Source organism: Ruegeria sp. D4 (assembly GCF_056534475.1).
In genome coordinates this window covers 193,068-208,745 of sequence record NZ_JBQFPJ010000001.1, presented here as the reverse complement: position 1 = coordinate 208,745, position 15,678 = coordinate 193,068, and the positions used below count along the sequence as shown (strand labels likewise).

General features: G+C 57.0%; 18 protein-coding genes. 8 read left to right on the top strand and 10 right to left on the bottom strand.

From position 1 onward, the window contains the following. Positions 1–107: 107 nt before the first annotated feature. The 5 genes from ACR0MI_RS01050 to fabD all read right to left on the bottom strand — a co-directional run bounded on the left by ACR0MI_RS01050 (position 108) and on the right by fabD (position 3,814). Entirely contained in the window at positions 108–851 is a 744-nt protein-coding gene (locus ACR0MI_RS01050; RefSeq protein ID WP_170610259.1) for a 1-(5-phosphoribosyl)-5-[(5-phosphoribosylamino)methylideneamino] imidazole-4-carboxamide isomerase, read from the bottom strand. 122 nt (positions 852–973) lie between these two features. Then, a complete protein-coding gene (locus ACR0MI_RS01045) occupies positions 974–1,513 on the bottom strand; it encodes a GNAT family N-acetyltransferase (RefSeq protein ID WP_170610257.1) in 540 nt (179 codons plus the stop codon). A 138-nt stretch (positions 1,514–1,651) separates the two neighbouring features. Continuing rightward, positions 1,652–1,885, bottom strand: a complete 234-nt coding sequence (locus tag ACR0MI_RS01040; protein ID WP_008756330.1) for an acyl carrier protein — start codon at positions 1,883–1,885, stop codon at positions 1,652–1,654. 210 nt (positions 1,886–2,095) lie between these two features. Then, positions 2,096–2,833 (bottom strand): 3-oxoacyl-[acyl-carrier-protein] reductase, encoded by a 738-nt coding sequence (fabG, locus tag ACR0MI_RS01035; RefSeq protein ID WP_170610255.1) that lies wholly within the window; start codon positions 2,831–2,833, stop codon positions 2,096–2,098. A 42-nt stretch (positions 2,834–2,875) separates the two neighbouring features. Beyond that, complete coding sequence (gene fabD, locus ACR0MI_RS01030; protein ID WP_170610925.1) at positions 2,876–3,814, bottom strand: ACP S-malonyltransferase; 939 nt, start codon at positions 3,812–3,814, stop codon at positions 2,876–2,878. Between the two features lie 174 nt (positions 3,815–3,988). On the opposite strand from fabD, the gene ACR0MI_RS01025 reads away from it, so the two are divergent. After that, entirely contained in the window at positions 3,989–5,215 is a 1,227-nt protein-coding gene (locus tag ACR0MI_RS01025) for a cytochrome b/b6 domain-containing protein (protein WP_170610253.1), read from the top strand. Between the two features lie 69 nt (positions 5,216–5,284). Here the strand turns inward: ACR0MI_RS01025 and ACR0MI_RS01020 are convergent, their stop codons facing one another. Both ACR0MI_RS01020 and ACR0MI_RS01015 read right to left on the bottom strand, forming a co-directional pair. Further along, positions 5,285–5,857, bottom strand: a complete 573-nt coding sequence (locus ACR0MI_RS01020) for a YceI family protein (protein WP_170610251.1) — start codon at positions 5,855–5,857, stop codon at positions 5,285–5,287. A gap of 126 nt (positions 5,858–5,983) precedes the next feature. Then, entirely contained in the window at positions 5,984–6,502 is a 519-nt protein-coding gene (locus tag ACR0MI_RS01015; RefSeq protein ID WP_170610250.1) for a hypothetical protein, read from the bottom strand. Positions 6,503–6,785: 283 nt separating this feature from the next. Here ACR0MI_RS01015 and rpsF point away from each other — a divergent pair, with 283 nt between their 5' ends. The 6 genes from rpsF (at position 6,786) to ACR0MI_RS00985 (ending at position 10,535) form a co-directional block, all read left to right on the top strand. Then, positions 6,786–7,139 carry a 30S ribosomal protein S6 gene (rpsF, locus tag ACR0MI_RS01010; RefSeq protein ID WP_170610248.1) on the top strand — a complete coding sequence of 118 codons (354 nt, stop codon included), beginning with the start codon at positions 6,786–6,788 and terminating at the stop codon, positions 7,137–7,139. A 27-nt stretch (positions 7,140–7,166) separates the two neighbouring features. Further along, positions 7,167–7,394, top strand: a complete 228-nt coding sequence (rpsR, locus tag ACR0MI_RS01005; protein ID WP_005608650.1) for a 30S ribosomal protein S18 — start codon at positions 7,167–7,169, stop codon at positions 7,392–7,394. Between the two features lie 12 nt (positions 7,395–7,406). Next, positions 7,407–8,024: a 50S ribosomal protein L9 gene (gene rplI / locus ACR0MI_RS01000; RefSeq protein WP_170610246.1), complete on the top strand. Its 618-nt coding sequence runs from the start codon at positions 7,407–7,409 to the stop codon at positions 8,022–8,024. A 145-nt stretch (positions 8,025–8,169) separates the two neighbouring features. Continuing rightward, positions 8,170–8,646: a lytic transglycosylase domain-containing protein gene (locus ACR0MI_RS00995; protein WP_170610244.1), complete on the top strand. Its 477-nt coding sequence runs from the start codon at positions 8,170–8,172 to the stop codon at positions 8,644–8,646. A gap of 226 nt (positions 8,647–8,872) precedes the next feature. After that, entirely contained in the window at positions 8,873–9,574 is a 702-nt protein-coding gene (locus tag ACR0MI_RS00990; protein WP_170610242.1) for a helix-turn-helix transcriptional regulator, read from the top strand. Between the two features lie 97 nt (positions 9,575–9,671). Then, positions 9,672–10,535, top strand: coding sequence for an acyl-homoserine-lactone synthase (locus ACR0MI_RS00985; RefSeq protein WP_170619144.1), 864 nt, complete (start codon positions 9,672–9,674; stop codon positions 10,533–10,535). Between the two features lie 103 nt (positions 10,536–10,638). Here the strand turns inward: ACR0MI_RS00985 and tig are convergent, their stop codons facing one another. The 3 genes from tig to ACR0MI_RS00970 all read right to left on the bottom strand — a co-directional run bounded on the left by tig (position 10,639) and on the right by ACR0MI_RS00970 (position 15,133). Then, a complete protein-coding gene (gene tig, locus ACR0MI_RS00980) occupies positions 10,639–11,970 on the bottom strand; it encodes a trigger factor (RefSeq protein WP_170610238.1) in 1,332 nt (443 codons plus the stop codon). Between the two features lie 183 nt (positions 11,971–12,153). Then, complete coding sequence (locus tag ACR0MI_RS00975; protein ID WP_170610237.1) at positions 12,154–13,278, bottom strand: porin; 1,125 nt, start codon at positions 13,276–13,278, stop codon at positions 12,154–12,156. Positions 13,279–13,597: 319 nt separating this feature from the next. Beyond that, positions 13,598–15,133: an NAD(P)H-hydrate dehydratase gene (locus tag ACR0MI_RS00970; RefSeq protein WP_170610235.1), complete on the bottom strand. Its 1,536-nt coding sequence runs from the start codon at positions 15,131–15,133 to the stop codon at positions 13,598–13,600. Between the two features lie 167 nt (positions 15,134–15,300). Here ACR0MI_RS00970 and ACR0MI_RS00965 point away from each other — a divergent pair, with 167 nt between their 5' ends. Then, positions 15,301–15,639, top strand: coding sequence for a P-II family nitrogen regulator (locus tag ACR0MI_RS00965; RefSeq protein WP_108800222.1), 339 nt, complete (start codon positions 15,301–15,303; stop codon positions 15,637–15,639). Positions 15,640–15,678: the final 39 nt, after the last annotated feature.

Here is a 15,678-nt window from a genome sequence, read left to right as displayed (position 1 = left end):
ATTCCGGTCATATATTGTGGTTCAGCAGGAATGCACCACCGCTCTGCACAAAAAAACCGCCCCTTCCCTGAAACGGAAAAGGGCGGGCTAGATATATCGGGCCGGTCCTATTGGAACTGCGCCACCGGTTCATGGGCAGCGGCCGCAACCTTAAGCGCTTCGGACAGGCTCAGTGTCTTGCGGAACAGCGCACGGCCCACAATCGCGCCCGAGATGTTAGAGATGTAGGCCAGCCGCGAAATATCGTCTGCCGTGCGAACGACGCCGCTGGCGATGACCGGGGTCCGCGAGTGCTTGGCCAGCCCCGAAATCAATCCCAGCTGGGCTTCGACGTCATCCATGTCGCTGTCGATATCAGTGACCAGAATGGCAGCAAAAGGCGTGTCGGCAAAAGCGTCGATGAACGCTTCTGGCGTAAAGGCACTTTGGCTGCGCCAGCCTTCGGTCATAACCTGACCTTGCCAGACATCCACGGCCAGAACGATCTGGTCGGGGTGCAGTTTGGCAAGTTCCTTGACCACGTGGGGATCACGCGCGGCCAGGGTTCCGATCACAACCCGGCCGGCACCTTTGTCGATCCAGTGTTCGACGTGCTCGCGGCTTCGCATACCACCGGCAAGCTGCACAGGCATTTCCGCGCTTCGAATTATTTCTTCAATCAGTTCGGCGTTGGTATTGCGCCCTTCGATTGCGTCGAAATCCGTCAGCTGCATCCATTCGGCCCCGGCCGCGGACCAGCTGCGCGCGGTTGCAACCGGATCGACATGCCAGACCATGGCTTCATCGAGACGGCCTTTGTCCAGCGAGACACACCGTCCGTTCTGCAATTCCATCGTGGGATAAATCCTCATGAGCATGCTCCTTCGCCCAATCGCTGTAAAATCCAGCATAGCATAGACAGCGCCGAAACGGTTGTTTCAAACAGTTTCGGCAAACCACGCTCTGTTTGCGGCATTGCTACAATTACTGTGTTTCAGACGCGTGCCGGTGGGCCATTTCGCCGTAACAGATGGACAGGTGTATCCATGTATTCGCATTCACGCATCAGAACGTAGCCCAGCTTCTGCGCCAGACTTTGCGACGCTTCATTTGTGGCATCCACCATGGCGACCAACGGCCCGGGAATGACCCTGTCGAACCAGTCGTGCGCCGCTTGTGCAGCCTCGTATCCCAGTCCTTTTCCCTGCGCTTCGGGGGCCAGTACCCAGCCTGCCTCGGGGAAACGGCCAAAATCCTCACCCAGACCCCGATCGCCATAGAAAAACCCTGCCTGACCGATCATCTGCCGATTCGATTGCTGGATTACCGCCCATTGTCCGAATCCGGCCATCTGCCAGTGTCCGGCATTACGCAGGAACGCATCCCACGCCTCGCCCCGTGATTTCGGTTTGCCGCCAATATGGCGCACAACACACGGATTTCGCCAGATTTCCGCAAAGCGGTTGAAATCTTCCGGTCGCATCGCACACAGCGTCAGTCGCGCCGTGTTTATCATCGGGGTGGATCTTATCATGCCCTGCCCGCCTGGAATTTTGCCTCAGTGGAAACAGTGCGAAGCAATAAGACGCCGTGCAAGCGGGAAATCGGTCCGGGCACAAAAAAACGGCGCCTCCGTTGCCCGGAAGCGCCGCTCTATCTCGACACGAAACGCTTAGGACGCTTCGCTGATGAATTTGACGGCGTCGCCAAAGGTCTGGATGGTTTCGGCTGCGTCATCGGGAATTTCGATGCCGAACTCTTCTTCGAAGGCCATAACCAGTTCAACAGTGTCCAGGCTGTCCGCGCCCAGATCGTCGATGAAGGACGCGTTTTCCGCGACTTTGTCTTCTTCGACACCCAGGTGCTCAACAACGATCTTTTTAACGCGATCTGCGACGTCGCTCATGTCTTTTCCTCATTCCGTTTCAGGGCGCATTGCCCGGTTCTGCCCTTGCCCGCTCAGGCTGGCTTTGGTTTGCCCGTTCCGGGCGGTTTGAGACCCGGCTGACCGGGCATGGCGAAGGCCAACCTGAATGACCGGCCCCCACATATCTGCGCCGCCTATAGCACAGACAACGCACAAGGCAAACGGTTTCGCGCCTGCCCTGCGCCGCGCTTACAACATGGCCATACCGCCATTCACATGCAAGGTGGTTCCGGTAACATATCCCGCTTCGGGGCTAGCCAGATACAGAACTGCGGCGGCAATCTCCGAAGGGTCGCCCATACGGCCCGCCGGAACCTGCCCCAGAATTCCGCTCTTCTGGTCGTCCGTCAGTTTGTCGGTCATCGCGGTGGTTATAAAGCCCGGAGCGACGGCGTTCGCGGTGATTCCGCGGCTTGCCACTTCGTAGGCCAGCGATTTGGTCACGCCCACCATTCCGGCTTTGGACGCCGCATAGTTCGCCTGCCCCGGATTACCGGTTGCGCCCACCACCGACGAGATATTGATGATACGACCCCAGCGGGCCTTCATCATGCCGCGCAGAACGCCTTTGCACAGTTTGGCGGTCGCGGTCAGGTTCACGTCAATCACGCTCTGCCATTCTTCATCCGACATGCGCATAAAGATGTTGTCGCGCGTGATGCCCGCATTGTTCACCAGAATATCAACGGATCCCATCGCTTCGGCCGCCTGCTTCGGCAGCGCTGCAACCGCTTCGGCGTCGCTCAGGTTGCAGGGCAAAACGTGGGCCCGTTCGCCCAGTTCGTCCGCAAGCGCCTGCAATGGCTCGACCCGTGTGCCGGAAAGCCCAACCGACGCGCCCGCCGCATGCAGGGTACGTGCAATTTCGCCCCCGATGCCGCCCGAAGCCCCAGTGATCAGCGCATTCTTACCTGTCAAATCAAACATTCGGTTTCCCTCTTGGTTCGTCTGTGTCGACGCGTATGGAGATTACGATTCGGCCTGCACCGCATTCTGCACGTCTTCGGGTGTACCGACAGCCTTGCCGCCAATAGCCCGGTCGATTTTTCGGATCATGCCCGACAGCGCCTTTCCCGCGCCAATTTCCCATGTCTCGGTCACACCCTGCGCGGCCATGTACTGCACACTTTCACGCCACCGGACCGAACCCGTCACCTGTTCGACCAGCAACTGGCGGATCAGATCCGGGTCCGTCACGGCCTCGGCACGCACATTCGCCACCAAGGGAACGGCCAGCGCCTTTATTTCGACCGCGGCCAGAGCCTCGGCCATCACATCGGCAGCCGGCTGCATCAAAGCACAGTGGAAAGGCGCGCTGACCGGCAGCATGACCGCCCGCTTGGCACCTTTTTCCTTTGCAATGACTGCGGCACGTTCCACAGCCGCCTTGGAGCCCGATACCACAACCTGTGTCGGATCATTGTCGTTCGCCGCCTGGCAGACCTCGCCCTGCGCGGCCTCTTCCGCAACCGCGCGAACGGCCTCCAGATCCAGCCCCAGCACTGCGGCCATCGCGCCTTCACCTACCGGCACGGCGCTCTGCATAGCCTGACCGCGTGTGCGCAGCAGGCGGGCAGTATCGGCGACCGACAAAGCCCCTGCAGCAGCAAGCGCCGAGTATTCGCCCAGCGAATGCCCCGCGACGTAGGACGCAGTGGTAATCGCAACCCCTTCGGCCTCAAGCGCGCGCATCGCCGCCATCGAGGTCGCCATCAGCGCCGGTTGCGCATTCTGTGTCAGCGTCAGTGTTTCGATCTCGCCATCCCAGATCAGGCTGCTCAGCTTTTCCCCCAGTGCCTCGTCCACTTCGTCAAATACCGCCTGCGCGGCGGGATAGGCTTCGGCCAGTGCTTTGCCCATACCGATAGTCTGGGCGCCCTGCCCCGGGAAAACGAACGCGAGTGTCATTGCAACCTCATGGATGACGTTAGGTTGCGGCGGGGTGTAAACCGACAATTGGCCCGGCACAAGCATTGCCTGCGCTCTGCATTCCGGCACCATCGCTGTGCGCACGGTCATATTGTGTCCTGTTCACACGGATATAGGTTGTGTCCAGACCTTCACCTTCGGAGCATCCGATCAATGCACTCGAAAAATACCTTCTCTACCTACGGAAGTATTGCCAAGACCTTTCACTGGTTGACGGCATTGCTGATTTTCACGGCATTGCCACTGGGCTTTTTTGCCAACAACCTGGCCCAGGCGATCTATGACCCGTCAATTCCGACAACCGAGGACGATATCGCGCAGGCCGCACGGCTGTTTTCACTGCACAAAACTGTTGGCATCACCGTCTTTTTCGTAGCCTTGGCCCGTATCCTCTGGGCGATGACACAAACCAAACCCGGTTTGCTGAACGCAGAAAACAAGCCCGAAGCATTCGCCGCCGAAACAGTGCATTGGCTTTTGTATGGCTCGCTTGTGCTGGTTCCCTTGACCGGCTGGTTGCACCACGCAGCCGCTGAAGGGTTCGCGCCTATCCTGTGGCCCTTTGGCCAGAACCTGCCATTCATTCCCAAGTCGCCCGCTCTGGCTGAACTGACCGCCAGCCTGCATTGGCTGCTCATCATCGTCTTGGCGGGTTCGCTGGTGCTGCACATCGCAGGAGCGTTGAAACACCATGTCATGGATAAAGACAGCACGCTGCGTCGGATGTTGCCGGGCGCAACGGATGCGCCGGAGCCGCCCGCCCAGAAACACTCACTTGTCCCCGCCGCCGCCGCACTAGTTGTCTGGTGTGGTGTTCTGGTCGGCGGCTGGTCCACTGGGGTTTTCACCAACCACTCTGCCGCTTCCACTGACACCGCCGAACTTGCAGAGGTTCAGTCGGACTGGCAGGTGCAGGAAGGAAACCTGTCGATTACGATCAAGCAACTTGGCAGCCCTGTAACCGGCAGTTTCTCTGACTGGACCGCCGCGATCACTTTCGACCAACCGGCAGAACCCGGCCTCGCAGGGTCGGTGGACGTGACCATAGCCATCGGCTCGCTGAGCCTCGGAACCGTAACGGATCAAGCCATGGGCGCGGATTTCTTCGACAGCGGCCAGTTCCCGACCGCCAGCTTCGATGCCGACCTGTTCAAAACCGAATCCGGATACGAGGCGCGTGGCCCCCTGACAATCCGAGACAAGACGCTGGACATCGCTTTGCCCTTCGCTCTGAGTATTCAGGATAATGTCGCAACAATGACCGGGGAAATAACGCTGGACCGGCTGAGTTTCGACATTGGCAAAAAAATGCCCGCTGAAGACTCGCTGGCGTTTGCCGTGACCGTTGCAGTAGAGTTGACCGCGTCGCGGGCCAAGTAACATTGACCGACAAAAAAACCGCCGGTGTTTCAGCACCGGCGGTTTTCGATTCAATAGCTGAAATCTGTCTTATTCAGCCTTTTGCGCTTCGATCGAGATAGAAATTTCCACCTCGTCACTGACGAACGGTGCGAATTGACCCAGGTCGAAGTCGCTGCGCAGCAGAGTTGTGGTCGCATCGAACCCGGCCCACTGCTTTCCAGCCATCGGATGCTCGCCAACCTGATTGAGCGTTGCGTCCAGCACCACGGGCTTGGTGATATCGTTCAGGGTCAGATCGCCGGTGATCTTGGCGGTATTCTCGCCTGTCACTTCAATACCGGTCGAGGTAAAGGTGGCCAAGTCACCCTCGGCCGCAGCAAAGAAATCCTCGGACATAAAATGATCTTCGCGCGGCTTCCAGCCCGTGATCATTTCGACCACCGGCATCGAGACGGTCACGCTCGACGCGGCAGGGTCTGCTTGATTGAACATGATCTCGCCTTCAAAACCCGAGAACATCCCGGTTGTGGTCGAAAATCCGAGGTGATTGTAAGTAAAGACGACCTGGCTGTGGCTTGAGTCCAGAACATATTTCTCGGCAGCAGCAAAAGCCGATGTTGCTGATACGGCCAGTGCGGCGGCCAGGAGGATAGGTTTCATAACAAACTCCGCAGAATTGGTGGTGCAACCCAGAATGGTTGCTCACTAACGTAAATGTGCCGCCCAAGGGCGGCACTCAACCTCTATTCTCTCACAAATTCTGTTCTTTTTTGAACAGAACGGGATTTAGGCGAAGATCGTAACGTTTACGCTAAGTTGCCCCTTGAGCGCCCGGCTTACATCCGCTGATTGCAGCGGCAGCTTCATCAGAAGGCTGCCATCCATGTCGAACAACTCGACCTGATCATCCGCAAAACGTGCACCCCCCAGGGTTTCATAGCTGCGACGCAGAACCGTTTGCGGGCGACCATTTTCGTTTTTCTGCAGCACGCGCACTTCGCGGCGGATCGGATCAAAATATGCGTCCGGCCGGGCATCCATAATCTCGATCGTCAGCAAACTGACCCCGACCAGCAGGAACATCATCGAAGCCGCAAGTTTGATAGGCCACACTTCGGGTCCTGCAACGGATCCGGTCATAAGCCACATGGAAAATGCGGCTACGATCAAAATCAGGCCCAAGGCCCGCGCCAAGATCATTCTCGCTTTCCAGTTCGGTGCGAAGGCCACCATGACAGGCACAGAATGTTCAAATCGCGAACCAGTGGCCGTCTTGTGAATTGCGTTTGTGTTCGTAGCGGTCATTTTCTTTACCCCGTCTCAGGTTGCCGTACTGAATTTGCTCGTTCCGGCTAGTCCCCGGCATACAAAACAACTTTGAGCCGAAAAGCGTCAGGAATTGGGCGCGCCAAAGGAATTAGGGCGACTTCACAAAGGCATATGTGGCGGGGCTTGCCCCTCGCGCTCAAACGTGTATATGGGGCCATCCTTCGCAAGAGTTATGAATCGCGCAGCCTCTCGTGGCAGGGTCGCGAAGGACCAGAAAGCCCCGCCTTTGAAATGCGCCTTGATATAAACAGGAGTGCACATGCCACTGTATGAGCATGTAATGATCGCGCGTCAGGACCTGTCCAACGCGCAGGCGGAAAGCCTCGTCGAACATTTCGGCACCGTTCTGGCTGACAACGGCGGCAAGCTGGTTGATAGCGAGTACTGGGGCGTCAAGACGATGGCCTACAAGATCAACAAGAACCGCAAAGGCCACTATGCCTTCCTGAAGACAGACGCTCCTTCGGGCGCCGTTCAGGAAATGGAACGCCTGATGCGTCTGCACGAAGACGTCATGCGCGTTCTGACCATCAAGGTCGACGGCCACGAAGACGGCCCGTCGGTTCAGATGCAAAAGCGTGACGAGCGTGGCGACCGCCGCGAGCGCCGTTGATCAACGCCTGACGAAAGGACATAAACCATGGCCGCAAAACCATTTTTCCGCCGCCGCAAGGTCTGCCCGTTCTCGGGTGAGAACGCGCCGAAAATCGACTACAAGGACACCCGTCTGCTGCAGCGCTACATCTCTGAGCGTGGCAAGATCGTACCTTCGCGCATCACCGCCGTTTCTGCGAAAAAGCAGCGTGAACTGGCCCGTGCTATCAAGCGCGCGCGCTTCCTCGCCCTGCTGCCCTACGCCGTGAAGTAAGGAGAGACTGACATGCAAGTTATCCTTCTGGAACGCGTTGCGAAACTGGGTCAGATGGGCGACGTCGTTGACGTCAAACCCGGCTACGCCCGCAACTTCCTGCTGCCCCAGGGCAAGGCGCTGAGCGCATCGAGTGCCAACATCGCGTCGTTCGAAGCCCAGAAAGCGCAGCTTGAGGCACGCAACCTGGAAACCAAGAAAGAAGCTGAAGCACTGGCTGAAAAGCTGGACGGTCAGCAGTTCATCGTGATTCGCTCGGCATCGGATGCCGGCGCTCTCTACGGCTCGGTCACTCCGCGTGACGCCGCAGAGGCCGCAACCGAAGCAGGCTTCACTGTCGATAAGAAACAGGTCGTTCTGATTGCTCCGATCAAGGAACTGGGCCTGCACTCGCTCGCAGTCAAACTGCACCCCGAGGTCGAAGTCGAGATCAAGATGAACGTTGCACGTTCGGAAGAAGAAGCCGAACTGCAAGCCTCCGGTAAATCGATCCAGGAACTGGCTGCTGAAGAAGAAGCTGCCGCGGAATTCGAGATTGCCGAACTGTTCGACGACATCGGTTCTGCCGCTTCGGAAGACGAAGATCTGGCACCGGAAGCTTCGGCTGAAGAAGACGAAGCCAAAGCCTGATCCGACAGGAAATGACGAGAAAGAGGCTGCGTGCCATGCGCGGCCTCTTTTTTGTTTCAGCAAGTTTTTGCTGCTCCAAAAAACCCAACCTTGCAGTCAGAATTTCGTTTCATATCATCGGCCCCTCCATTGTCGGAGCTATCTTATGACTTTGTTCCTTCGCCGCAGTGTGCTGGCTATTCTGATTGCAACGCCCATCGCCGCCTGTAGCGGCTCCAACCGGCCCTCAGACGAAGCATTTGATCCACCGCTTTATCCGAACGAGACCGCCGAACTGCGCGAATCGATCAACAAGTGGGCCGATCACTACGAACTGCCGCGCGAACTGGTACACAAGCTGGCGATCCGGGAAAGCACACATCGGCCATGGGCGGTCAACCGGCCGTATTACGGGTTGCTGCAAATCCTTCCCGCAACGGCACGCTCGATGGGGTATGACGGGAAAGCGCAAGGCTTGCTGGATGCAGACACCAATCTGGAATTCGCCGGAAAGTACCTAAGGGGGGCATGGTTGTTGTCCGATGGGGATCAGCAACGGGCGATTTTTCTGTACGCAAAGGGCTTCTATCCCGAAGCGAAAGCGCGAAAAATGCTGGTCGAAACGGGCCTGCGATCGGAATAAACCCCCTCAAAACGCCCCGAACTTCGCGTCAACCGGAGGTAATCCGGGATATTAAGTGCCGAAAAGGTATGTTTTTCCCCGTTCTGTTGCTTTAAGTACGCAATAAGCATACGCGGCTTGCACAAATGGCTTGCACAACACCCCAAGGTTGACGCAACGTATACACCGTGAAGGACGAAGACGGCATTTCTTTGGGGCTAGGAGTGTCACTGTAAGGGTTGGACCGGTGAAACTGATAGACTTGGCCGCAATCGACCATGAGGAAAAGTCGGCCTCAGACATCATCAATGCCGTCTGCGATGAGCTCGGCTTTGACTACGCTTCCTATGCAACCATGAACCCCATCAAAGGTGATGTGCAGGGTTATGCGAACTACCCTGACGAGTGGAAGATTCACTATGGCAGCCACGGCTATCACCATTTCGACCCCACGATTTATCAGTCAGTGCTTAGCATCGCGCCCGTTGACTGGGGGCGGTTTAACCATGACGAGAAATTCCATGCTGTCTTCCGCGATGCGAATGATTTCGGGATTACATCGCGCGGGCTGACTGTTCCGATCCGGGGGCCGTACGGCGAATGCGGAATGCTCAGTGTCACAAGGGATTGCTCGGACGCGGAATGGGAAAAGCTGAAGAAGCATGTGATGGGCGATCTTCAGATGGCCGCGGTTCACGCGCATGACACCGTTATGCAATCCGGTCTTTTGGCGAAAGCGTTGTACCTGCCGACCCTTTCGACCCGGGAAAAAGAGATCCTGCAATGGGTCGCCGAGGGTAAATCTCAGCAGGACATTGGCGATATTCTGTCCATTTCACACCGCACGGTAGAAGTGCACATGCGTTCGGGCCGCGAGAAACTCGGCGCGCTCACCACTCCGCAGGCCATCGGACGGGCCATCGGAATGGGCCTAATTGCCCCAGGTTAATCAAAAAAAAGACAAAATTACGGGAAACCCCCAATAGCCTTAAACCGAATCTTGGTTAAATTCTAAGACACGGTAACCAGACTGTAGGGGGATGGAAATGATCATCGTAATTGATGGTATGAACCAGCACAAATTCAAAGATGTATTGGACGACATGTTCAAGCTGCGGGCACGGGTTTTCGGGGATCGCCTTGGCTGGGATGTCAACATCAAGGATGGCCGCGAGCGCGATCACTTTGACGACCTGCATCCTGCACATGTTGTCAGCATCAACGACGAAGGGGACGTCGTTGGGTGTATGCGACTGTTGCAGACGACCGGGCCACACATGCTGGCCGACGTCTTCAGCTCTATCCTGGATGGCGAGGCACCCATACGCAGTGCCCAGGTCTGGGAAGCGACGCGCTTCTGCGTCGACACCAAGAAACTTGGACGCGGACGCGGAAAGAACTCTGTATCCTACGTCACCAGCGAAGTCATGATCGGCTCGTTCGAATACGCACAGACAGCCGGAGTTCTGGACTCGATCGCAGTGATCGATCCAGTGATGAACCGGGTCCTGCAACGTTCAGGCAACGCGCCCTATGACTATGTCGGCACAGCCAAGCCCATGGGCAAGGTCGTCGCCATGGCCGCACTCATGGATTGCTCGGATGAACGGATTGCAGGAATTCGCAACTATGCCGGGATTGAGCATGATGTCTTCCTGACCGAGGAAGCGGCTCTGGATCTTTATGCCCATGGCAAGACCGAAGCAGCGCCACAGCAGCCGGTCGCTAACTTCGACCATCAGCCGCTTTCGCAACTGGAACGGTACTTTGTCGAACAGATGAACGCGGCCACGAGCAAGGCCGAAGTCGAAGATGTTCTGAAACTGATCGAAGAGCTTTCGGACCGATTTACGCCAGAGCAAAAGACCGCTCTGCTACGAACCCCCCGTGCTTTTGCTCATGAGGCCTGACCCCCTCACCTCATAAGTACAAAGCCACCCATGCGGAGCCGTCTAATTTCAGACGGCTCCGCTTTTTTGTGCCCCACGTTGCCCGGGGGGGGGTGGAAGAGGATTACTCCTCTTCCAGTGCCTCAACGGCTTTTTGCAGATCGTCCTTGCTGACTTCTTTGTCGGCAACCTGCGCCAGTTCAACGATGTAATCGATGACCTTGTCTTCGAAGATCGGCGCGCGTAGCTGCTGCTGCATCTGAGCGTTCTGCTGCACGAACTCAAAGAACTGCCGCTCCTGACCCGGGTATTGGCGGGCCTGGTTCATGATAGCTTGCGTCATTTCTGCGTCGGTGACTTCAACCTCGGCCTTCTGGCCCAGTTCGGCCAGCAGCAGGCCCAGGCGCACGCGGCGTTCCGCCAGTTTGTTGTGCTCGTCAGTGGGCTCAATCTCACCGTGGTCATGGCCTTCCACTTCCGGGTTCTCTTCGTGCCACAGCTGGTGTGCGATCTGCTTGGCTTCAGCCTCAACCAGCGACGGCGGCAGGTCGAACGAGACTTTCTCGTCCAGCACATCAAGCAGAGCACGCTTCATGACAGCGCGCGACGCACCGGCGTATTCGGCTTCCAGACGCTCAGCGATCTGGCCCTTCAATGCGGCCAGGTCTTCGGCACCGAATTTGGTGGCCAGCTCGTCATTGATCTCGGCAGCGACGGGCTCTTTCACCTCTTTCACGGTGCAGGTGAATACAGCGTCTTTACCGGCCAGATGCTCGGCACCGTATTCCGCAGGGAAAGTCACGTTGACGTCTTTTTCTTCCTCGGCCTTCACACCAACCAGCTGCTCTTCGAAGCCGGGGATGAAGCTGTTGGAACCCAGAACCAGCGGATAGTCTTCGGCGGAACCACCTTCGAACTCTTCGCCGTCAACCTTGCCCACAAAGTCGATCACAACCTGATCGCCATCTTTCGCTTTGGAACCCTTGCGGCGCGCTTTGAAGTCCTGCGCAGTTTCGGCCAGGTTGTTCAGCGCTTCTTCGACGGCTGCGTCGTCTGCTTTGACAATCAGCTTATCCAGTTCGACCGATTTCAGGTCTACTTCGGGGATCGCAGGCAGCGCCTCATAGGACATTGCGACCTCGACGTCGTCGCCTTCTTTCCAGTCCTCATTGGTCATTTTGACCTCGGGCTGCAGCGCAGGACGGTCGCCGCTGTCCTCAAAGTGCTTGTTCATCGCACCGTCGATGCTTTCCTGCATCGCTTCGCCCAACAGGCGCTGGCCGAACTGCTTTTTCAGCAGCGCCATCGGTACCTTGCCTTTGCGGAAACCTTTCATTTCGATTTCCGGCTGCGCTTCGGTCAACTTCTCATTGACCTTTTCGTCCAGCTCGGCTGCGGATACGACGATATTGTAGCCGCGTTTTAGACCTTCGTTCAGCGTCTCGGTAACCTGCATTATGGTAGTCCCCATAGGATTCGGGGCGCGCAAAACGGCGCGCCGGGCAAATTTGACGCCTTCTATTTGCCCAGCCGCCCGCGTGCAAGGGGGCAAAGCCCGGATCAGCTTTGTTTTGCCGCTGAATTGAACAAAAAAGCGCCCCGGAACGAACCGGAGCGCATGCTTGTCTCAGAAGCAGGATCAGAACCGCCAGCGCGCGCCCAGAACCCACGCTTCGTTTTTGTCGAAACTGATCGTGTCGTCGAAATCGTGGTTGCGGTACTTCAGATATGCGTCGGTGTTGATGCTGTCGAACCGTTGAACGATGGCAATACCCCAGGACTTGGTGCTTGAACCGCTGTTTTCAAAATCCGACCCGTCGAAATAGTCGATACCGACGCCGGTTTTGCCCCAGGACACCCAGTCTCCTTCATAAGCCAGCTTGGTGTACCAATAGTCCGGATCGCTTGCACCGGATGAGGTGTCATCGCGCGAACCAAGGGCAGCGGTAAAGCTGAACCCGCTGGGCAGCAGAACCGAGGCTGACCCGATCGTGTCTTTTCGCTCACCAGATGAGTTGTCAAAGTCGCGCACGGCGTAGGCGATGCTGGCGGCAAACTCGACGCCGTTGGAGAACGTATTGCTGTAGGAAACCGCGATGTCATAGTAGTCGTCGTCATCGCTGCTGGACAGGATGTTCTGACCATAGGCAATTGCCGCCGAGAACCCGTTGAAATCCGGCGTGTCATAGCGGATGCGCCCGCGACGCGCCCCGTCAAAGTTGCTGGACGAGTCGCCCACTGTAATTGTGCTCAGTGTGCCTGTGGGATCACGATAGAAGAACGCTCCGTTTTCATCGTTGGTGAACGAATACAAAGCGGTCCCGACATAAGACAGATCAACTTCTGCGGCCCCATCTGATGCCATGCTGCCCTGACCAGCCGAGAACTTTCCGTACCCCCCCTTAAGCGAGAAATCGACGTGGCGAATGTCTTCGCGCGACCATCCGTTGTTGTTGGTGCCGAACTGGTTGGCCGTCCCTGTGCTGGGCAAGCCCAGGCCGGTTTCCAACCAGAACATGAACTCGTTGCTGCCATAAGGCTGCATCAACCGCAGACCGACCCGGCTGTTGGACAGGTCGTTGTCCAGAACACGTGTCTCGGTATCCTGGCCGTCGTCCACCGAAACAAGAGCGGGGTGGAACTGTCCGTATAGATGCACATATCCGCCGCTGTTATTTTCATATTTCAACTCAGCAGCAGCTGGTATCGCGCCTGTTGCCGCCAAAATCGCGGCTATTGATGAGTTTCTGAGAATCTTAGTCATATCTGTCACCATGATGGGGTTCTGGTTTCACGTCCCGCCCATTTGTTCACGAAAATCTGAGGTTCCAATAGCCGGCATTTCAGACAGTAGAAGCATTGCATATTAGCCACATCGAGAGCCCAAGGCAGAGATTTATACTCAATAATTTGAACCGCTTAAATCTGACTTTCAGCAGTCAAAGGTAGTCTGCAAGAAAATTCTGCCAATCAGCCATGCAACTGGCAAACACTTGCTGTGCATTTTCGTCAACGCCGCTGGCAAAATTACGCCGATCAGCCAGCTTTTCGGCGACCCACCGCGCGGACAATCAAACATTCAACTATTTCAAAACATTTGGCAACTGCTCGGGCAGGTCCTCGGCAATCAGTCCGGGGCCAAATTGCCGCGCACATTTCACATGCAACCACGCAGCAGCTTCGGCGGCCTGCATCGGCCCAAGCCCTCGCGCCATCAATCCGGTGATGAAGCCTGCAAGAACATCTCCGGCCCCTGCCGTGGCCAGCCATGGCGCCGATCGGTCATAAAACGCCGAGCTTATGGAACACCGCCCGTCCGGCGCCGCAATCACAGTATCCGGCCCCTTGAACAGAACCACGCATCCTGCGCGCTCGGCAGCGGCACGGGTTGCGTCCACCTTGGAGTATGCCGGGCCTTTGTCGGGAACTTCTTCCAACTTCTGTGCAATATCCGGAAACAGCCGGGCAAACTCGCCCCCGTGTGGTGTCAGCACGCAGTTCTCATGTAGATGATCGAACAATGCCTTGGGGTCCTCTGCAAACGCCGTCAACGCATCTGCATCCAGAACGGTTGAGCGCCCTGCCGACAGTGCCGCCGGCACCAAGTCACGAGCGCGATCCAGCCCCATTCCCGGTCCAAGGCACAATGCATTCAGTCGCCCGTCCTTCAGCACCCGAGAAAGCTCGTCGGCCCCTTCAGCCAGTTGCAACATGACAGCGGTGACCTGTGCGGCAACTTCCAACTGCGCGGCCGGGGGCACACCAATTGTCACCAGCCCTGCCCCAATCCGCAACGCGCCCCGCGCGGCCAACCGCGCGGCGCCGGTTTTGCCCGGTCCGCCGGACAGGATCAGGGCATGGCCATAAGAGTATTTGTGATCCTTCGGTTCCTTCGAGACCCGAAAACTCTTTTCCGAAACCAGCTTAACAATTCGATTGTCTTTTTTTCGCTCAAGGCCGATCGACTTTGTCCGAACCACACCGCAATTGGCGGGGCCTTCGCCGATCATGTGACCAACCTTCATGTCGTGAAAAGTTACGGTGAGATCCGCTTGGATCACATTTCCCAGCACGCGCCCACTGTCGGCGCACAAGCCGCTGGGAATATCGATTGCAACCACCCGCAAGCCGCGTCCTGACGACAGGTCCCTTACCCGCTCATTTGCCAACAAGGAGAAGCCGCCCAGAAACGGTCGCGTCAGCCCGGTTCCGAACAATCCATCAATTACCAGGTCTAGGTCTGAAGGGAAATTGAGATTGTCATCTGCAAGCGTATCGATCTTTCGGACACTGACGTCGGACTTGCCTTGGCACCGCTCAAAGTTTCTTCGTGCGTCAGGCGGGAGTTTTGCGGCGTCGCCGTACAGAAACACCTCAACCTCCCAGCCCCACTCTTTCAACAACCGGGCAACGACAAACCCGTCACCACCATTGTTTCCCGGCCCGCACAGCACCAATGCGCGACCGGACGTTTTTGCCAGCTCGGGCCATTCCTCAAAAATCGCCTCAACAACGCCCTGCCCGGCGCGTTCCATGAGTTCCAGACCGGTAACCTTGCCCGATTCAATCGCAGCCAGTTCAATCGCCCGCATCTGCGCCGCCGTCAGCAAATCCGTCATCTCATCTCCCGCGCGATTCAATTTCGATTACATTTTGTGCAACTCGATGAAAATTTAACCGCTCGCTGAAATTCTACGCACAAGCAACCGGTCCGTTTCGCAATCAGATTGCCCAGCGATCTTAGACGTGATCACTGCCAACCTGACAAGCAGATTAGGAGGCCGGGATGAAGAAGATCGAAGCGATCATCAAACCGTTCAAACTGGACGAAGTGAAAGAGGCGCTGCAGGACGTTGGCGTCCAGGGCCTCAGTGTCATCGAGGTTAAAGGGTTCGGCCGTCAGAAGGGCCATACCGAACTCTACCGCGGCGCGGAGTATGTGGTCGACTTCCTGCCGAAGGTAAAAGTCGAGGTGGTGTTGGACGACGATCAGGTCGACGCGGCCATCGAAGCCATCGTGGATGCCGCCAAAACCGACAAGATCGGCGACGGCAAGATCTTTGTCTCACCCGTCGAACAAGCCATCCGCATCCGTACCGGCGAGACCGGCTCGGACGCCCTGTAAATCAACCGAATATCCTGACATATCTATCAGAAGGACCAA

Coding starts and splice junctions, on each gene's coding strand:
- rpsF (WP_170610248.1), top strand. CDS start 6,786: ATGCCACTGTATGAGCATGTAATGATCGCGCGTCAGGACCTGTCCAAC.
- fabG (WP_170610255.1), bottom strand. CDS start 2,833: ATGTTTGATTTGACAGGTAAGAATGCGCTGATCACTGGGGCTTCGGGC.
- rpsR (WP_005608650.1), top strand. CDS start 7,167: ATGGCCGCAAAACCATTTTTCCGCCGCCGCAAGGTCTGCCCGTTCTCG.
- ACR0MI_RS00985 (WP_170619144.1), top strand. CDS start 9,672: ATGATCATCGTAATTGATGGTATGAACCAGCACAAATTCAAAGATGTA.
- ACR0MI_RS01050 (WP_170610259.1), bottom strand. CDS start 851: ATGAGGATTTATCCCACGATGGAATTGCAGAACGGACGGTGTGTCTCG.
- ACR0MI_RS01045 (WP_170610257.1), bottom strand. CDS start 1,513: ATGATAAGATCCACCCCGATGATAAACACGGCGCGACTGACGCTGTGT.
- fabD (WP_170610925.1), bottom strand. CDS start 3,814: ATGACACTCGCGTTCGTTTTCCCGGGGCAGGGCGCCCAGACTATCGGT.
- ACR0MI_RS01040 (WP_008756330.1), bottom strand. CDS start 1,885: ATGAGCGACGTCGCAGATCGCGTTAAAAAGATCGTTGTTGAGCACCTG.
- ACR0MI_RS01025 (WP_170610253.1), top strand. CDS start 3,989: ATGCACTCGAAAAATACCTTCTCTACCTACGGAAGTATTGCCAAGACC.
- ACR0MI_RS00970 (WP_170610235.1), bottom strand. CDS start 15,133: ATGACGGATTTGCTGACGGCGGCGCAGATGCGGGCGATTGAACTGGCT.
- tig (WP_170610238.1), bottom strand. CDS start 11,970: ATGCAGGTTACCGAGACGCTGAACGAAGGTCTAAAACGCGGCTACAAT.
- ACR0MI_RS01015 (WP_170610250.1), bottom strand. CDS start 6,502: ATGACCGCTACGAACACAAACGCAATTCACAAGACGGCCACTGGTTCG.
- ACR0MI_RS01020 (WP_170610251.1), bottom strand. CDS start 5,857: ATGAAACCTATCCTCCTGGCCGCCGCACTGGCCGTATCAGCAACATCG.
- ACR0MI_RS00995 (WP_170610244.1), top strand. CDS start 8,170: ATGACTTTGTTCCTTCGCCGCAGTGTGCTGGCTATTCTGATTGCAACG.
- ACR0MI_RS00965 (WP_108800222.1), top strand. CDS start 15,301: ATGAAGAAGATCGAAGCGATCATCAAACCGTTCAAACTGGACGAAGTG.
- ACR0MI_RS00975 (WP_170610237.1), bottom strand. CDS start 13,278: ATGACTAAGATTCTCAGAAACTCATCAATAGCCGCGATTTTGGCGGCA.
- rplI (WP_170610246.1), top strand. CDS start 7,407: ATGCAAGTTATCCTTCTGGAACGCGTTGCGAAACTGGGTCAGATGGGC.